The sequence below is a fragment of the Brumimicrobium sp. genome (assembly GCA_023957385.1).
Classification (GTDB): Bacteria; Bacteroidota; Bacteroidia; order Flavobacteriales_D; family Crocinitomicaceae; genus Brumimicrobium.
Genome location: JAMLGZ010000001.1, coordinates 976752 through 994507, shown reverse-complemented (window position 1 = coordinate 994507; position 17756 = coordinate 976752). Strand labels below are relative to the sequence as shown.

Sequence of the window (17756 nt, the reverse complement as noted above, 5' to 3'; positions counted from 1 at the left end):
ATTTAATTACAAAAACAAAGTTACGCAATAAATCATGAAAAATATAACATCTACCTCTAAATACCTTGGGAATTTAAGAATTGCCTCTACACATGTTAAATCAGGAACTGTGATTGAAACAGACGCACCAGTTGATAATAATGGAAAAGGAACCCGTTTCTCTCCTACCGATATGGTTGCTAATGCTTATATGAATTGTATGATTACCATTATTGGCATATATTGTGATCAACATGGAATCAACTTTCAACATTGTGAAGGAGAAGTAGAAAAAATTATGGAAAGCAACCCTAGAAGAATCGGTGCATTAAATATTTCATTAAATCTTAGTGGAAACGGCTGGTCAGCAGATGAAATAAAGCGAATTGAAGCCGCAGGAAGAGCATGTCCGGTTGCGAAAAGTGTTTCTCCTGAAATGAAAGTTAACATTGAATTTAAATATTAAGATGACGCTAAAAATCCATATTCTTATTGCTACAATACTATTCTTTGGCAGTGTTCAAGCACAAGACTCAATAGTGCAGAACACCTTCTCCCTAAAGGATTTTTATGCTTCTAACCAAAATTTGGATGAATTAGTAGAACAGTATTTTAGCAAACTATCTCCATCTCAACGAGTTGCTCAACTAATCATGCCTGCCATCGGAAAATATGGTGATGAAGAAAGTAAAATAAACACGTGGGTAAAAGGACAAAAAATAGGCGGTATTTTACTACTCAATGGAACAAAGGACCAATTTACTAGATGGGTTAAAAAATATAATGGATGGAATGTGGCTCAAAGAAGCCTACCCTTTTTATATAGCGCCGATGCGGAACCAAGTTTAGTCAATCGAAAAATCATCAATTCTACTCCTGTAAAAAAAGCCAATACACTTCTTTCCGCAGAAGAAGTAATTGCAGTAGCCAATACTATTTCTAAAGATTTAAAGGAAATTGGGATCAATTATAACTTTGCTCCCGTGGTCGATATGTCACCCAACAAAACTGTGGGCTGGAGGGGTTTTGGACAACATCCTGACAGCATTATCCCTTGGTCAAATAATTTTATTACCGCTACACAGAATAACAATATCATAGCAACAGCAAAGCATTTTCCCGGACATGGATTAGTTGAGGGAGATACACATAAACAACTTGTTTATATCAAAGGCGAAATGAAGGAAGTGAGTAGTTACCCTCCTATTATTGCCAATGAAGTAGTGAGTATTATGATTGCCCATATTGCCATAGAAGATAATGAAAAATACAATACAAATGGACTCCCTTCTTCGATTTCTAAAGTAATTGTGACCGATTTACTACGAGACAGCTTGAAGTTTAAAGGACTGATTATTACTGATGCCATGAACATGTTAGGAGTTGCAAATGTTCCTCAAGCTAACATAAAAGCGATCGAAGCCGGTGTTGATATTTTGCTTATGCCTTTAGATGCTGGAAAAGCGCATCAAGAAATCTTAGATAAATATAATTCTGATGCCGCATTTCAAGAAAAAGTAAATCAAGCTTGTAAACGAATAATAAGAGCTAAATTATGTACGGAAGGTAGTGCTTTCCCTGTGGATTAGGAAATAGCTATAATTCTAAAACAATACTGCAAAAACAATAGAAGTAAAAGTTGAACTAAATTTTATAACTTAGCAAATGAATTTTTAACGATTAAAATTAATGGCAAACAAATATGTAAACTTTATTTCGGACGAACATCTTTTAAACTGTATCGGAAATTTATACAAGCCCTATTTGAAAGCAAAAAATAATATTTCAAAGAAAAGTTTCTACACCAATAAAGTGGATACTATCAAACTGACTTTTGACGCTAAATTCAATGATATTGATGAAGATGATTTAATCCAATCTGAAGTTCTTCGTCAGATTGATAAATCTATTAACAACTCTATTGGAACGTTTCATGAGCAAATTTTAGGTGGAATAAAAGGTTATGAAGTAGGAAATTTAAGTGGTTTTGACATTAAAGCAAGTGATGATACTCTTTTTGCTGACATTAAAAACAAGCACAACACAATGAATAGTAGTTCAGCAGAAGCCTTATTTCAGAAACTGGCTCGTTATGCGGATGATTACAAAAAGGCAAAATGCTATTGGGTTTAAATTTTAGCCAAAGGAAGTTTCAATGAGCTTTGGAAAGGTGAAATAAACGGAAAGGAATATAGTCACTCAAGAGTTTATAAAATATCAGGAGACCAATTTTATGCTTTGCTTTCGGGAAAAGAGAATGCACTATTTCAACTTTATAAAGCTTTGCCAAGAGCAATTAATGACTATTTAAAAGCTGTAGAACAGGATGAAAGTATAAAGGAAAATTCAGCTTTAGAAGAAATTTCTTCTGAAACAAAAAAATCCAAGCGTTCTATCCTTGACCAAATTACATTTGAAAATTACAGCTATTATTTAGGATTTGATAAGCTATAATAATCATTCAAAAATCTAATAATTGAATAACCAACTTCTCGCCCTAAGTTAACAGGAACAGCATTTCCAATTTGTTTATATTGTTGTGCCATTGGACCTGAAAATTGCCAATCATCAGGAAAAGTTTGAATTCGGGCATATTCACGAACAGTGAATGGACGAGTTTCATCAGGATGACACCTTTCTGTTTGCTTTTGTGCAGGGCTGCAAGTCAATGTTAAACAAGGTTCATCCCAGCCTATTCGCCTTGCCATTCCAGTTTTCCCACCACCTAAATGAAAACTTGCTCCCATAAAATCTTTCTGAATATCAATAGGCAAATCTCTCCAATATCCTTTTGGCGGAACTAAATCCAAAACTACTTTCTTACTTTCTGGATATTTCGCACCAACTGACTTGGGAACATTGGTGTCAAATAATTCTCCTTTTCTCAAAGCATCCTTTAGATTGTAAATCTTCTTATAAGGTTTTGGATATTCGTATTTTAACTCAATATCTTTTCTAATTCCTACTAAAATCAATCGTTCTCTTTTTTGTGGAACTTTATAATTAATTGCTTTTAAAACTTCGACAGGAACAACATTATAGCCTATTTCATCTAAAATAGAAATCATCCCTTGAATTGTTTTTCCGTTGTCGTGACTCAAAAGGCCTTTGACATTTTCACCAATACAAATGGGAGGGTTAACTTCTTTGACAACACGTGCAAATTCATAAAATAAGGTTCCTCTTGCATCCTCAAACCCCAATCTTTTTCCAGCATAGCTAAATGCCTGACAAGGGAAACCACCCGTAACAACATCTACTTGATTATGATATTCAGAGAAGTTAAAATTTTTTATATCTCCCTCCATCACCTTCCAATTTGGGCGATTTTTCCTCAAAGTTCCGCAAGCATATTTATCAATTTCATTAAGTGCAACGCATTTTAAACCAGCCTTTTCCATCCCAAGAGCTAAGCCGCCAGCACCAGCAAAGAGTTCTAAAACTTTATACTCGTGGTCAGGTTCAACAAAATTGGAAATTGTTTCTTCAATATCATCATTTAGAAACTCGGCAAATAAGGTTTGTACTTCCACTTTCCTATAAACTCTATAATTACTCATAGGTTCACGAACAGCTGTTAACTTACCTTCTTCATCCCACCTACGAAGCGTTTTTGTACTTTTATTTAGCAGTTTTGCAGCTTCTGAAATTGTTAAATATTCATTCATAACCAAATTATACAACATTAGACATTGGTTACAAATATATAATAAACTTTTAAACTGACAAGCAAATAGAAAAAAGATTAATAGGTAGTATATTGTTCAAATAAATGGCAGGTAAATGCTTTGACAAGGGCTTATTATTTAATTTTAAATTGTTGCTTCAAAATTAGGTTTACATTAAAAAGCATTACTTCTATGAGCCACTAACCATTACCCTCACCTATAATAAACAATAGTTAAATCACAAGAATAGCTAGTCCGACACCAGCTAATAAGCTCACTAGTTTAATAAAATTAAATCTGTGATTTTCGCTAGATTCAAAGATAATAGTAGTAGAGATATGTAAAAACATTCCTACGACAATCGCTAGAATAATTTCTAAATTCTCAGCACCTACCCCTAAACGGCCAAATAACATTCCAGAAGGTGCCATTAAAGAAAAAACTCCGACTACCATCCATGCCTTCAACTTAGAGAATCCTGAGTTAAGCAAAAGTGTCATCAAAGCAATAGCCATTGGGATCTTATGCAAGATAATTCCAAGTAAAAGGCTTTTCATTACAACGTGTTCATGACCTGTGTGAAAATGCTCTATCACTTCATGAGCTCCTGACAGATGAGCCTCAAGGGGGATGCCTTCAAAAAATGCATGAATACTCAGTGCCAAAAATAATGACCAAGGAATTGCTCCATTCGTTTTCTCAGCATGAATATGTCCATGCTCTATACCTTTGGAAAAATACTCCAATAAAAGTTGAAATAAAAAGCCCAAAAGTATATAATACCCAATATTGGATGTGTGATTTGCATAAATTTCTGGAATAAAATGAACAAATGCAATAGCTAACAAGAATCCACCACTCAACGAAAGCAATATTTTAATCAGTCTTTCTCTGTTGAAGTGTTGCAAATACACAACTATTGCTCCCCCTAACAGTACGGACAAAATTAAAAGTATGATTCCTATTATCCAATTCATTTCTTTTGCGCTATAAATATTAAACGATCTGATTTATCTTCATTAAATGCTGATAAATTGAAGTCGCCAAAGGTATTCAATATTTTGAAGTTATTAACTTCCAATAAAATTTCTAAATCCAATTTAGTAATCGCTTGTACTTTCTCTTGAAAATAAAATTCTTTACCTTTATCTTGAAAACGTATGTCTTTGTATAAAAATACCCCATCACATTTTCTAGTTATATGAAATAAAATACCATCCACATTTTTTTCTTCTTCTACAACTAGGTTTTTCAACACATGAGTTAAATTCATAAAATCCAATACAAATATACCGTCGGGTGTAAGCATTTTATAAATAGCATTCAGCACCCGCGCATTATCCGCAAAGTTTTCAAAATACCCAAAACTTGTAAAGAGATTCAACACAAATTGATAGGCATTTTCTTTATAAACTTCTCGCATATCATGCACATCAAAACACAAGCTATTATTTTCTGATTTTTTCGCTTCATGAATACTTTCGGCTGATAAATCAACCCCTGTGACATCATATCCCATTTTATTTAAAAAAATAGCATGACGTCCTTTGCCACAAGCTAGATCTAATATCTTATCTTCTTTTTTAGGATGTAATACCCGTATTAAATTTCGGATTAATTCTTCTGCTTCTGATTCATCCCTATCTTTATACAAGATATGATAATAAGGGGTGTTAAACCATCTTTCAAACCATTCTGAGTTTTGAGCCAATTTTATAACTTTAAAATACAAATGTAGCTATTTATAAACCCTAATAGACATATTTACACGTGACTTTTACTATCTATTGTCATATTATTTTCTTCATAGAGATTTAATTGTTTTTTCAAACATTAAAACCCATTGATTATTAACATGTTAGATATAAATAGTGAATACCTGTCTAAAATCAAAATTTAATTTTCTTGAAATTATATGAATTAAAATATATATTTGTCATTATCAGATATTAACACGTCAACTTGGAGACTATAGAACAACTATATAAATCAGTAAAAGAAGAGAAAGCTCTTTTTTCATTTGTTGGTGTTGTTACTCCAGATGTCATCTCTTCTGTATTTTACGCAGTTAAATCTAAACTAGATGAAGATGAAACGGCTTTAAAAATAAAGAAAAGAGTATTCAATATATTGGTAGAATGTATGCAAAATTTATTTCATCATACTATAGATGTTGATTCACAATTCGCAAAGCTCTTGAAGAATAATGATGTTTTAAAAACATCTTTTTTTCAAATCATCCAAAAAGGGGAATCCTATGAAATCACTTCAGGCAATTTTGTTAGTGTCCAGGATGAAGAAAATTTAAAGGAAAGATTAGAGAAAATAAATGCCATGGACAGTGAAAGTCTAAAAGAAGCATATAGACAAACATTGGAAAAAGGCTCATTATCAAGTAAAGGCACTGCGGGTCTTGGCTTCTTGGACATAGCTCGAAAATCAGGTAATAAACTGGGATTTGATTTTAAACATTTAGACAAGAACCTCAGTTTCTTTATCTTAAACATTAAAATAAATTAATTATGGAAAACTTTAAACTAGAAGGAACTTCAAAAACACCAGCTGTTGATTTTAATGCCGCTAATGGCATACTCGAATTAAAAGGAAGATCTATTCCTGAAAATTCAGTTGAATTTTATCAACAGTTAAATAATTGGGTTACCGAATACGGAAATACTCCTCATGCTACTACTGTTTTCAATGTTAAGTTAGAGTACTTCAATACTTCTTCTTCTAAATGCTTATTGGATTTCTTTAAATTGCTAGAAAAACTAAATGAAAAGGGGACTTCTGTAGAGATCAAATGGTTTTATGAAGAGGATGATGAGGATATGGAAGAAGCCGGAGAAGATTATAACGCAATTGTTTCTTTACCTTTTACCAAAGTAGCAGTAAAGGAAATCTAATTTCATGCTCCAAATTGGAATAACCGGAGGAATAGGTTCAGGGAAGTCCACTGTTGCACGTATTATTTCCCAAATGGGATATCCTATCTTTGATTCTGATAAAGAAGCAAAGAAAATTATGATTAGTGACCCTCAAGTTATAAAGCAAATTAAAGGCGTCTTTGGAGAAAGAGCTTATAATGATAAGCAACTAAATCGCTCATTTATAGCGCAAAAGATATTTAATGATTCAAATTTAAAAATAGCAATAAACAACATCGTTCATCCTGCGGTGCGAGAGCATTTTAAAACATGGTGTAAAAATCAAACAACTTCGCTAGTGTTTAATGAATCTGCTATCATGTTTGAAACAGGAGCATATACTCAATTTGATTACACTATTCTAATTCGTGCCCAACTCGATATTCGTATTCAGCGTGTAGTTGCACGAGATAATTTGACTGAAGACGAAGTATTGAAAAGAATACAAAGTCAATGGACAGACATAGAAAGGAGTAAGTTAGCCTCATTTATAATAGATAATAATGCAGACTCTGATTTACAAGCACAAACAGAGCAAGTTATTAAGAAATTACTTGCTCTAACCAACTAAGATTCTTCTGTATAATCATCAAAATGATTGTCATCTTGTTGATTATTTATATTTCCAGTTTTTCTCAAACCGCCTGATAAAATAAATAAAACTGCATTTATTACTTTGAATATAACGCTTAACAAGAAGAAGAATCCAACTACTTTAAAGATAAATCCAAATACAGGCGCATCAATGATTCCCTGAATATTCGTCAAAAACCAATTGGCAATATTATTAAATGCCCAAGTAGGGTAAAAATAGAAGACTCCATACAGGGTAAAGGTTAATACTAATACCAGGAATTCTAATTTCAAATTAAAAACAGGTTTAAGATTCTCAAAGAAACTATTTAAACTTCCCATTTGAGAAGATGTTTGAATAGAAAAAAGCCTATTTCGTTGTTGCTTCATTTGAATTTTTCCAATAAAATATATCAACAAAATCAGGCCTGCTGTTAAAAAATAATTTATAGACACTACATTATTGTTTAATTCAAGGCAGAAAAGAAATATTACATCCCCAAGAAAAACATATCTTATTGATTTAATAAAATATACCTCAAAAAGATATGTTTTATTACCACCTTTAATTAACTTAAAAAGAACCATGATTAGCCACCATATAAAATTATATACAGCCAAAATGACTCCAAAATGAAAGATAAAACGCAATAAATCCATATAGCAAAGTTATGTTATTTCACAACATATAGTCATATTTTGCAAAGTGTTTTTATCTTTACAAACTACATATCAAAAATACGCTAAATAAAATTATGAAAAAGTTTAGAATAATTCTACTAATCTCTTTCGTATTCTCTTTCTCATTTGCAGAAGAGGGAATGATTATTCCTTCCATTTTGGAAGCATTTGAATCAGACATGAAAGCTATGGGAATGAAAATCTCAGCCCAAGATATATATGATGTAAATAATTCTAGTATCAAAGATGCTATTATACATTTTGGTGGTGGTTGTACTTCTGAAATTATTTCTACAAAAGGATTAATCCTTACCAATTATCACTGCGGCTATTCTCAAATATATGCGCACTCAACTGTAGAAAATAATATTGCTGATAAAGGTTTCTGGGCTAAGTCATTACTAGACGAATTACCAAATTTAGACCTTACAGCTACCCGCATTGTACGTATCCAAGATGTTACTGCCTTAGTTTTAAGAGGCGTTAATGGCTTAAGCAATTCCGAAGCCTATCAACTTATGCAAAAAAACATGGCTCTTATAAAAGCAGAAGCAACAAAAGGGACATATTTTGAGGCTGAAGTAAAAGCTTTTGACTTTGGGAATAGCTATTTTCTTATGGTTAAGGAAACCTTTAAAGACGTTAGATTGGTCGGTGCTCCCCCTAAAACTATCGGAAAGTTTGGTGGTGACACAGATAACTGGGTTTGGCCTCGCCATACCGGTGATTTCTCAGTATTCCGAATTTATGTGGATAAAAATAATCAACCCGCTGAGTATAGCACAGAGAATATCCCTTATACACCACTCTATCATTTGCCTATTTCATTAAAAGATAGAGAAGATAATGAATTCTCTATGATCTTTGGATTTCCTGGTTTTACAGAACAACATACAATCAGCACCGAACTGTCTTTCATTATTGATACATTAAGACCCACTCAAATCAAGATGCGTGACTTATCCATTGCTGTAATGGATGAGGCCATGAGACATTCACAACAAGTAGAGATCAATTACGCCCCAAAACAAGCACGTGTAGCAAATGCATGGAAAAAATGGCAAGGTCAAATCTTAGGTCTTAAGGCTGAAAATGCCTTAGAAAAGAAAATTACATACGAGGAGACATATATAAACAAAGTGAAGGAAAACCCAGAATGGGAAAAGAAATATGGTAAAGTGGTAGATGAACTCAGAAAGTTATCTAATCAATATAACAAAGCTGATTTTATTTATAATATCTATTCGGAATATGCTTACTCGGGAGCCGAAGTTTTTGATAGAGCTCGAGTGGTTGATGAACTCTTAGATTTGTATCGCCAAGGAAAAAAAGAAGAACTCAGCAAAGCTATTGAGAAACAGAAACAAAGTTTGACAGGTTTTTACAACAAGTACAATGCTTCCATCGATGGAGAAATTTTTTTAGCTCAAACCGAATATTATAAATCAATTATTGATATCAATTTCCTACCTCCTAGTATGATTAAAAATACACCTCAAAAACTTAAAACAACTATTTACTCCAAATCTTTCTTAGTAAACCAAAAGAAATTTCTAGACGTACTCGAACATTTTGAAAAATATGCTAAAAAGAAAATAGCAAAAGATCCCGGATATCTTCTATTTACAGAACTGGAAGATATATTTGTTTCCAAATTACTTGGGGATTTACGTATCTACTATTCATCCAAGAATCAGCTCATGAAAGAATATGTAGCAGGAAAATACGAAATGTTCCCTCAAGATAAACATTGGGCTGATGCCAATAATACAATGAGGCTATCTTACGGTAAAGTGGAAGGCTCCTATCCAAAAGATGGAATGCATTATACATCCCACACTACTTTAAAAGGAATTATTGAAAAAAACAACACTGGATTAGAAGACTTTGAATTAGAACCTAGAATGCTTGAATTATTCAATCAAAAGAAATATGGAGCGTATGCTCAAAATGGTGAATTATGGGTATGCTTCACTAGTTCGTTGCACACAACAGGCGGAAATTCAGGCTCACCTGTTATTGATGGCAATGGCTATCTTATAGGCATCAACTTTGACCGTTCTTGGGAAAGCACTATGAGTGATTATTTCTTTGATTCATCAAGATGTCGTAATATCTCAGTAGATATTCGTTATGTTTTATGGGTAATAGATATTTATGGTGAGGCTTCTCATTTAATAAATGAAATGACACTCATAAAATAATTAAAAAATAGTAAATTTACTGCGCAACTTTAAAGTATGGAAATTAATAAAACAGAGAACGCAAATGACTTATTGATCTTTGCGCTAAAAAATAAAAAGATATTATTCATTGTTAGTGGAATTGCAGTTATTGTTTCCATCGTTGTATCATTACTATTACCAGTTTTATACATGTCAAATGCAATCGTATTTCCTGGCGCTACCAATACTGTTTCTTTCAATGCACAAAGTAATGCTAAAGCGAGTTCTATGGACTTTGGTGAAGAAGAAAGGGCTGAGCAAATGATTCAGATTCTACAATCTTCCCCTATGAGAGATCGTATAATTTCTGATTTTGATTTAGCAAAAGTTTATGAAATAAAACCAAACATAAAAGGGTATTACCATTGGCTAAATCAGGCTTACGAAGACCATATCAGTTTTAGAAGAACTAAATTCGGTTCTATCAATATTGAAGTATTAGACAAAGACCCTCAAAGAGCTGCCAATATTGCTAATAGAATTGTAGACCTTATCGATACTTTATCTTTTGATTTAATTCGTGAAAGGACCATTCCTGCCTACGAAATTAACAGAAGAAAATTACTTCAGCTTCAGTATGAAAATGATAGTATAGACCAACAATTATATGATTTGGCAAAGTTAGGAGTAATAAGTGCTGAATCCCGTGGAGAATTATATAGAGCATTGAATGAAGCTAAAAACAGTGAAGATAGAGCTCGTTTCAAAAAGCAGATTGAAGCAAATGAAGCATTTGGCGCAAAATACGATGCGCTAACTGATATGCGAGAATATCGAATGGACAATTATGCTTTATTTAAAGCTTCATACGAGCAAGCAAAGTCTGATGCTTTTGAAGGATTCTCTAGTAAATTTGTGGTCGAAAGAGCAGCTGCCTCTGACCTAAAAGCAAAACCAAAACGTATAATTATTGTATTGGTATTTACACTTTCTTCGCTTCTTTTGACATTTATTATCTTGCTAATTTCAAATAGAATCAAAGAAATAAAGAAAGCATTATAACTTTGGAACTGCTGAAAAATAGAAATATTATTTTCAGTATTGCCCTACTATTTATGGGCCTAAATACCTACTTTATCATAAAAGATAATTTTATTTTTAGTGCATTTCCTATTATCTTATTACTTCTTTATATTGGGCTATTCCATATCAGAACAGCTTTTTTACTGGTTATATTCTTTACTCCTCTTTCTATCAATATTGAAGAATTTACCGATATAGACTTAGGTCTTTTTCTGCCTACAGAGCCATTACTTTTTGGACTCATGCTGCTAGCTATTTTCAAACAAACTCTATCTCCTAGCTTACCTAAAAGTTTTTGGAAAAATCCTATTGTAATATCTGTTGGATTCTATTTGTTCTGGACTCTTATTACCACAATCACCAGTGTTTTGCCAATAGTATCTGCTAAATTTTTGTTAATGAAACTATGGTATTTGATTCCGATTTTTTTTATTGGACATAATTTCTTTCAAGAAAAATCTGCTATTGCTAAATTATTATGGAGTTATACACTTAGTATGACTGGGGTAATTATTTTTACACTCATCAAACACTATGGATATTCTTTTGCCGAAAGAGAAGGACACTGGGTAATGTTTCCCTTCTTTAAAGATCATACTATCTATGGTTCAAGTGTAGTTATCAATTTATTCTTTATTCTCGGTTTACTAAGCTACAAACGTCATAAGTTATATATCTATTTGGTTTTAATCCTAATGACTGCCATTACAGTTATAGGACTCTATTTCAGTTATACCAGAGCTGCTTGGTTAAGTGTGATTTTTGCCTTAGGAGTTTGGTTACTAATTCGTTTTAGAATTAAATTCAGATACCTTCTTGTCATTCTCTTACTTATTATTTCTGTATTAGTTAGTTCATGGCACGAAATAGAAATAGCTCTTTCTAAGAATAAATATGAGCATACTACTACAAATTTTGAGGAACGCATTCAATCTTCTGCTAATTTCACCTCAGACGCCTCAAACCTTGAGCGAATAAACCGTTGGGAAGCAGCCTACCTTATGTATCAGGAAAAACCAATCTTCGGATTTGGTCCAGCCACTTATGCATTTGAGTATGCTCCCTACCAAAGACCCGAAAATTTAACTATCATCTCTACTAACTTTGGTGATAATGGAAATGCGCATTCCGAATTCTTAGGCCCCTTAGCAGAAATGGGCTTAATTGGAATGCTTGCTATTATATTCTTTGTGACATCTTTATTTACAATAGGGATTAAACTATTAATCAACCTGAAAAGAAACTTCCCAGAAGAAAAAGATTTATATTATTTGATTTTAGCGCTTGTTTTAGCAAATAGTTCCTACTTCTTCCATGGACTCATCAACAACTATTTAGATACAGATAAGGCCTCTATACCAATATATTGTTCGGCGATTATTTTTATAGTATTTCAGCAAAAATTTCAAAAGAAAAAGATAGCAGATAAATGATTTAATAAAACTTACCGTCCATTAAAAACTCTTTTACGTATTCTGTAACTCCTTGCTCTAAAGTACAAAAACCATCTTGATATCCAGCTGCCAATAATTTATCAGTGGATGCTTCTGTAAAATACTGATATTTATCTCGAATATCTATCGGAGTATCAATATATTCAATATCTATTTTTTTGTTGAGCGCTTTAAATACGGCTATTACCAAATCGTTAAATGTTCGTGCATTTCCCGTTCCAACATTATATAACCCACTTTCTGGCTGATTCTTATACAAGAAAATACATATATTCAACAAGTCTTTTACATAGATAAAATCACGTGTTTGTCCTCCATCGCTATATGCAGGGTTATGCGATCTAAATAATTTCATCTTATCTGTATGTAAAATCTGACGATAAGCATGAAAAATCACCGAAGCCATTCTTCCTTTATGGTATTCATTTGGACCAAATACATTGAAAAATTTTAATCCTGCCCAAAATGGAGGAGTTGCTGTTTGCTTAAGTACCCACTTATCAAAATCATTTTTGGATTCTCCATAAGGATTCAATGGTTTTAAATTTTCAACAACATCGTGACTATCTATATATCCATATTCTCCCAATCCATAAGTAGCAGCAGAACTAGCATATACTAATGGTATTCTATGTAGAGTAGCCAAATTCCAAACATCCTTAGAATAGTTGAGATTTAGTTCATCAAAGATGGCTTTATTGAATTCAGTAGTATCTGTGCGCGCACCGATATGAAAGATAAACTGAACATCTTTCCCGTGTTCTTTTAACCAATCTTTAAAAATATCTCTATCCACCTTTTCCACATATTCCTTCCCTACTAAATTATGTGCTTTTAAGTCATTTAAGAACTTATCCACTACCACGATTTGGTTAAACCCTTCTGCATTTAAACGACTTACTAAACAACTTCCAATAAAACCAGCGGCACCTGTAACTACTATCATACTATTATTCTATTTAACATTCGAATATAAAAAATCCCCGAGAAACCTCGAGGATTATATCGTTAAAATTATCAAATTCTAAGCTTCTTTATCTTGAGCTATTTTTACAAACTCTTCATAATCTACTTCATTCTCATCTAACTTCACAGTTTCTTTAAAGAAGTTAATCAATTTATCCTCACCAATCATATCATAGATTTGTTGAGCTTCTTTTTGATTCTCCAATACATGATGAGCTGAATGTGCTAACTCTTTATCCTCAGGAATTGGCATGCCGTACTGTGCATATTGATTTGCTAATAAGCCTTTGGTATAGTGAATAGCCTCCTCATGACCAATTTTAATTTCATTGGCTTTGAAAATGTTATTCTGAATTAATTGCCATTTCAAACTTCTTGTATAGTTTTCATAATCACTATTCACCTCCTCCATAGTAATTGGAGTTTCTTGTGAAGCGATAATCCATCTTTTTAAGAATTCGTTTGGTAATTGAACATCTGTTTTCTTCAATAAATCAGCAGAAATTCGTCTTACTAAGATACGTTCACTATCTTTTTCAAACATCTTAGTTAAATCCTCTTTTAATTTATCGCGTAAATCTTTTTCTGAAGTAATTTGGTCTTTGCCGAACAATTTATCAAATAAATCTTGATTCATTTCCGCAGGCTGCATCACTTTTACTTCATTGATTGTAAATTGGAATTTTTTGGAAATATTTGGAATATCAGACTCTGGTATATTTAACATGTGATGGGCATCATGATTATCTCGAGCCATCAACATAGGATCGATCACAATTTTATCTCCTACTTTCTTTCCTAATAATTCTTTTTGGGCTTTCTTATCGATAAACTCCATAGTAACAGTAGAATTATTCATAACTCCACCTTCTTTAATTTCTCCTTTATCCGTTAATTCTACAAACTGCCCCATGATCATGTCTTTTTCTCCCACAGTTTCAGAACTAACTAATTTTCCATAACGTCTAGTAAGATCTTCAATTTGCTGGTCGATAAGTTTCTTATCCACTTTTACTTTTGTGTATGGATATTTGTTTTTTGCAGTTAATTTAATATCTAGCTTCGGAGCCATTCCAATTTCATAAACAAATTCAAAGTTGTCCGGATTGTCAAAATCACCTTTTACTTCAATGTCATTTTTCGGAAGTGGATTCCCAAGTATATCTAATTTTTCATCCTCAATATATTTATAAAGGCTTTCCCCAACTAAACGATTTAATTCATCAGCTAATAGTGATTTTCCATATTGCTTCTTAATCATTCCCATAGGAACCATTCCTTTTCTAAATCCGGGAATATTTGCTTTCTTTCTATAATCGTTTAAAGCTTTATCCACCTTCTCTTGATAATCTTTCTTTTCTACTGTCACTGTTAAAAGCGCATTTAGATCATCGATGTTTTCTTTTACTACTTTCATATTACGTATCGTATAACTTAAAATACAAACTTGCTTGTTAAAAAAAAATGGTACAAGCTTGCACTTATACCACTTTTAATTTGTGCGGATGAAGGGAGTCGAACCCCCACGCCTCGCGGCACCAGATCCTAAGTCTGGCATGTCTACCAATTCCATCACATCCGCTGCTTTCACTTAATCTAAACCGTTGTTTAAATACTTTTTTCAATTAAAAGCGAGTGCAAAGTTAATGACTTTTTTGGAAATTCGTCATGAAATATGTGTTTTTTTCAAAAGATAATTACTCCGTTTATCCTTAATTCTATTATTCTTATCTATTTTATGCTTATTGCCCCAAAAAATGTTATTAATTTAGCCTTTCAAAATTGATGACATGACCAAAGACGCATACATAATTGACGGAATTAGAACTCCAATAGGGAATTTCAAAGGAACATTATCTGCTGTTAGACCAGATGATATGGCAGCACTTGTTTTAAAAGAAATAGTAAACCGCAATAAAAATCTAGACCCAAATGCTATTGAAGATGTGATTATGGGTTGTGCTAACCAAGCTGGGGAAGATAATAGGAATGTTGCTAGAATGTCGCTTTTGCTTGCAGGTTTACCTTATACAATTGGTGGGGAAACAGTAAATAGATTGTGTTCTTCAGGAATGGCAGCTGCTATCAATGCTGCACGTGCAATAAAAGACGGTGCTGGAGAAGTTTATCTTGCAGGTGGCGTAGAAAACATGACACGAAGTCCATGGGTAATTAGTAAATCCGAGCAAGCTTTTGGTACAGATTCAAAAATGTATGATTCATCCTTTGGGTGGCGTTTTATTAATCCAAAACTCCATGAAGTATATGGAACAGATGGAATGGGAATAACAGCTGAAAATTTAGTAGAAAAATATGGTATTTCTAGAGAAGATCAGGATAAATTTGCTGCTTGGTCACAACAAAAGGCTGCAACCGCATGGGAAAATGGAAGATTAGCTGAAGAAGTGATTGCAGTAGAAATTCCACGTAAAAAACAAGACTCGCTTATTTTTAGTAAAGATGAATTCTTTAAAGCTGGAACTACCGTAGAAATTTTAGCTGGATTACGACCTGCTTTCAAGAAAGACGGATCCGTTACTGCAGGTAATGCTTCAGGATTAAACGATGGAGCAGCTGCCTTACTTATTGCAAGTGAGCAAGGAATAAAAGATCATCAATTAAAACCTATCGCAAGAATAGTAGGTGCTGCTATTGCAGGAGTAGAGCCAAGAATCATGGGGATAGGCCCTGTGTATGCTGCTAATAAGTTATTTAAACGTACAGGGTTAACCATGAATGATATGGATATCATAGAGCTTAACGAAGCTTTTGCCGCTCAAGCATTAGCTTGTACTCGTCAGTGGGGATTAGCAGATAATGATTCACGTATCAACCCGAACGGTGGTGCTATTGCTATCGGTCATCCACTCGGAATGACTGGTGCTCGTATACTACAAACGGCTGCTATCCAACTCCAAAAAACTCAAAAACGATATGCTTTAGTAACTCTTTGTATTGGCGTTGGGCAAGGATATGCTACAATTCTAGAAAGAGTTTAAGGATAGAGATACGCTAAGATTCGCTTGTCTTCATCAGTAAGCTCTTGATGGCGTCTCTGCATCATAGCATGAATTGACTCATAGGCACTAGCCAACTCATATACGGGCGCGCTTGGTTCTCCTCCCCAAGAAAAGTCGGCAACATATTTAGGCGGAAATCCGCTCATAAAAATATTGGCACAAACCCCAATTACAGAAGCTGTATTTATCATGGTATTAATGCTTGTTTTAGAGTAATCACCCATCATCACACCCATAAACTGAACATTAGTTTGTTCTAATTCTCGCAAAAAATAATTATAGGTTTTTACATTTCCATAATTATTCTTTAAATTAGAACAATTGGTATCTGCTCCTAAATTACACCATTCTCCTATAACAGAATTCCCAATAAATCCATCATGACCTTTATTAGAATACCCTTGAAATATGGAATTATTCACCTCTCCTCCTACTCTACAATGAGGTCCTATGGTGGTTGCCCCATATATCTTTGAACCTATTTTAAGAATACTTTCTTCCAGCATAATTAATCCTCCTCTTACAATACTCCCCTCCATAATTTCGGCATTTTTCCCTACGTATATAGGTCCATCACTCACATTAAGTATAGCACATTCTACTTTAGCTCCTTTTTCAAGGAAAATTCGTTTTGCATCACCAATTATAGTATTTGTATCAGAAATTGCTTGACTCTTCTTTCCTGCCGTATAAGCTTGGAAATCTTTTGCTAGAATTTGATCATTCTTTTGATATATATCCCATCTATTTTCGAGTATAATAATATTCGCCTTTGCGCTGGATTTAGGTTTTACTGGTAAATACTCCTCCCCTCTATAAGCAATAAATGCATTATTAATATAAAGAGATTCACCTTTTTTCAAATCTGTAATATTCTTTACTAATTCATTAGTCGGTATCACTGCAGCGTTTACCCATAGGTTATCCTTAGTAATGTTGGCTGAATATTTTTCTGACAGATAATCCTTTGTCATAAAAGAAATAGTAGCCTGCGGGCAATAAAATTGCCAACGCTCCTCATTAGTCCACATTCCAGTCCTTAATTTCCCAACAGGTCTTGTTAAGGTCAAAGGAGCAAATGTTAAATGACCTGATAAATCATGAAGAATAATATTCATAGTTTATTAATTATAATGATTTCAATAAATTTAAAGTAAATATACACGTTATCCAATTTCTAGCCTGATTAATTTTAGTAAAACTTGAATTAAATTTATTTTAAAACCTTTTTCAATAAATT

Annotated in this window: 17 protein-coding genes, 1 tRNA gene and 1 pseudogene; 11 read left to right on the top strand and 8 right to left on the bottom strand. The window is 33.1% G+C overall.

Going from position 1 to position 17756, the window contains the following annotated elements:
* Nucleotides 1–34: 34 nt before the first annotated feature.
* The 4 genes and pseudogenes from M9897_04345 (at nt 35) to M9897_04330 (ending at nt 2433) form a co-directional block, all read left to right on the top strand.
* Entirely contained in the window at nt 35–445 is a 411-nt protein-coding gene (locus tag M9897_04345; GenBank protein ID MCO5268107.1) for an OsmC family protein, read from the top strand.
* Between the two features lies 1 nt (nt 446).
* On the top strand, nt 447–1568 hold the full coding sequence (locus M9897_04340; protein MCO5268106.1) for a hypothetical protein: 1122 nt from the start codon (nt 447–449) through the stop codon (nt 1566–1568).
* A 100-nt stretch (nt 1569–1668) separates the two neighbouring features.
* Nucleotides 1669–2229, top strand: a pseudogene (locus M9897_04335) (Eco47II family restriction endonuclease).
* 33 nt (nt 2230–2262) lie between these two features.
* A complete protein-coding gene (locus M9897_04330) occupies nt 2263–2433 on the top strand; it encodes a hypothetical protein (protein ID MCO5268105.1) in 171 nt (56 codons plus the stop codon).
* Here M9897_04330 and dcm read toward each other — a convergent pair.
* The 3 genes from dcm to M9897_04315 form a co-directional block, all read right to left on the bottom strand.
* Complete coding sequence (gene dcm / locus M9897_04325; protein ID MCO5268104.1) at nt 2409–3653, bottom strand: DNA (cytosine-5-)-methyltransferase; 1245 nt, start codon at nt 3651–3653, stop codon at nt 2409–2411. The genes M9897_04330 and dcm overlap by 25 nt on opposite strands.
* 227 nt (nt 3654–3880) lie before the next feature.
* On the bottom strand, nt 3881–4624 hold the full coding sequence (locus tag M9897_04320) for a ZIP family metal transporter (GenBank protein MCO5268103.1): 744 nt from the start codon (nt 4622–4624) through the stop codon (nt 3881–3883).
* The gene (locus M9897_04315; protein ID MCO5268102.1) at nt 4621–5379 is read right to left on the bottom strand and encodes a class I SAM-dependent methyltransferase; all 759 of its coding nucleotides are present in this window, start codon (nt 5377–5379) and stop codon (nt 4621–4623) included. The genes M9897_04320 and M9897_04315 overlap by 4 nt, the downstream gene beginning before the upstream one ends.
* 230 nt (nt 5380–5609) lie before the next feature.
* Here M9897_04315 and M9897_04310 point away from each other — a divergent pair, with 230 nt between their 5' ends.
* From M9897_04310 to coaE, 3 genes are read left to right on the top strand one after another with little or no spacing between them, the layout of a single operon-like run.
* Nucleotides 5610–6167 carry a SiaB family protein kinase gene (locus M9897_04310; protein ID MCO5268101.1) on the top strand — a complete coding sequence of 186 codons (558 nt, stop codon included), beginning with the start codon at nt 5610–5612 and terminating at the stop codon, nt 6165–6167.
* A 2-nt stretch (nt 6168–6169) separates the two neighbouring features.
* Nucleotides 6170–6553, top strand: a complete 384-nt coding sequence (locus M9897_04305) for a DUF1987 domain-containing protein (protein MCO5268100.1) — start codon at nt 6170–6172, stop codon at nt 6551–6553.
* 4 nt (nt 6554–6557) lie between these two features.
* Nucleotides 6558–7145, top strand: coding sequence for a dephospho-CoA kinase (gene coaE, locus M9897_04300; protein MCO5268099.1), 588 nt, complete (start codon nt 6558–6560; stop codon nt 7143–7145).
* Here coaE and M9897_04295 read toward each other — a convergent pair.
* Entirely contained in the window at nt 7142–7537 is a 396-nt protein-coding gene (locus tag M9897_04295; GenBank protein ID MCO5268098.1) for a hypothetical protein, read from the bottom strand. The genes coaE and M9897_04295 overlap by 4 nt on opposite strands.
* A gap of 365 nt (nt 7538–7902) precedes the next feature.
* Between M9897_04295 and M9897_04290 the strand changes: the two genes are divergently transcribed.
* From M9897_04290 to M9897_04280, 3 genes are read left to right on the top strand one after another with little or no spacing between them, the layout of a single operon-like run.
* Nucleotides 7903–10032, top strand: a complete 2130-nt coding sequence (locus M9897_04290) for a S46 family peptidase (GenBank protein ID MCO5268097.1) — start codon at nt 7903–7905, stop codon at nt 10030–10032.
* 36 nt (nt 10033–10068) lie between these two features.
* Nucleotides 10069–11055 carry a hypothetical protein gene (locus M9897_04285; GenBank protein ID MCO5268096.1) on the top strand — a complete coding sequence of 329 codons (987 nt, stop codon included), beginning with the start codon at nt 10069–10071 and terminating at the stop codon, nt 11053–11055.
* A gap of 2 nt (nt 11056–11057) precedes the next feature.
* A complete protein-coding gene (locus tag M9897_04280) occupies nt 11058–12509 on the top strand; it encodes an O-antigen ligase family protein (protein MCO5268095.1) in 1452 nt (483 codons plus the stop codon).
* A 1-nt stretch (nt 12510) separates the two neighbouring features.
* Here the strand turns inward: M9897_04280 and rfaD are convergent, their stop codons facing one another.
* The 3 genes from rfaD to M9897_04265 form a co-directional block, all read right to left on the bottom strand.
* A complete protein-coding gene (gene rfaD / locus M9897_04275; protein MCO5268094.1) occupies nt 12511–13476 on the bottom strand; it encodes an ADP-glyceromanno-heptose 6-epimerase in 966 nt (321 codons plus the stop codon).
* Nucleotides 13477–13554: 78 nt separating this feature from the next.
* A complete protein-coding gene (gene tig, locus M9897_04270) occupies nt 13555–14913 on the bottom strand; it encodes a trigger factor (protein ID MCO5268093.1) in 1359 nt (452 codons plus the stop codon).
* Between the two features lie 83 nt (nt 14914–14996).
* Nucleotides 14997–15078: transfer RNA gene (locus tag M9897_04265), tRNA-Leu, on the bottom strand.
* A gap of 208 nt (nt 15079–15286) precedes the next feature.
* Here M9897_04265 and pcaF point away from each other — a divergent pair.
* Entirely contained in the window at nt 15287–16495 is a 1209-nt protein-coding gene (gene pcaF / locus M9897_04260) for a 3-oxoadipyl-CoA thiolase (protein MCO5268092.1), read from the top strand.
* On the opposite strand, the gene M9897_04255 is transcribed toward pcaF, so the two are convergent.
* Complete coding sequence (locus M9897_04255; protein ID MCO5268091.1) at nt 16492–17634, bottom strand: glucose-1-phosphate thymidylyltransferase; 1143 nt, start codon at nt 17632–17634, stop codon at nt 16492–16494. The two genes, pcaF and M9897_04255, sit on opposite strands and share 4 nt — an antisense overlap.
* Nucleotides 17635–17756: the final 122 nt, after the last annotated feature.

Excerpts from the sequence above, each read along its gene's own strand:
- tig (MCO5268093.1), bottom strand. The coding sequence starts at position 14,913 with ATGAAAGTAGTAAAAGAAAACATCGATGATCTAAATGCGCTTTTAACA.
- M9897_04305 (MCO5268100.1), top strand. The coding sequence starts at position 6,170 with ATGGAAAACTTTAAACTAGAAGGAACTTCAAAAACACCAGCTGTTGAT.
- M9897_04290 (MCO5268097.1), top strand. The coding sequence starts at position 7,903 with ATGAAAAAGTTTAGAATAATTCTACTAATCTCTTTCGTATTCTCTTTC.
- M9897_04295 (MCO5268098.1), bottom strand. The coding sequence starts at position 7,537 with ATGAAGCAACAACGAAATAGGCTTTTTTCTATTCAAACATCTTCTCAA.
- M9897_04255 (MCO5268091.1), bottom strand. The coding sequence starts at position 17,634 with ATGAATATTATTCTTCATGATTTATCAGGTCATTTAACATTTGCTCCT.
- M9897_04345 (MCO5268107.1), top strand. The coding sequence starts at position 35 with ATGAAAAATATAACATCTACCTCTAAATACCTTGGGAATTTAAGAATT.
- M9897_04320 (MCO5268103.1), bottom strand. The coding sequence starts at position 4,624 with ATGAATTGGATAATAGGAATCATACTTTTAATTTTGTCCGTACTGTTA.
- M9897_04285 (MCO5268096.1), top strand. The coding sequence starts at position 10,069 with ATGGAAATTAATAAAACAGAGAACGCAAATGACTTATTGATCTTTGCG.
- pcaF (MCO5268092.1), top strand. The coding sequence starts at position 15,287 with ATGACCAAAGACGCATACATAATTGACGGAATTAGAACTCCAATAGGG.
- M9897_04340 (MCO5268106.1), top strand. The coding sequence starts at position 447 with ATGACGCTAAAAATCCATATTCTTATTGCTACAATACTATTCTTTGGC.
- coaE (MCO5268099.1), top strand. The coding sequence starts at position 6,558 with ATGCTCCAAATTGGAATAACCGGAGGAATAGGTTCAGGGAAGTCCACT.
- rfaD (MCO5268094.1), bottom strand. The coding sequence starts at position 13,476 with ATGATAGTAGTTACAGGTGCCGCTGGTTTTATTGGAAGTTGTTTAGTA.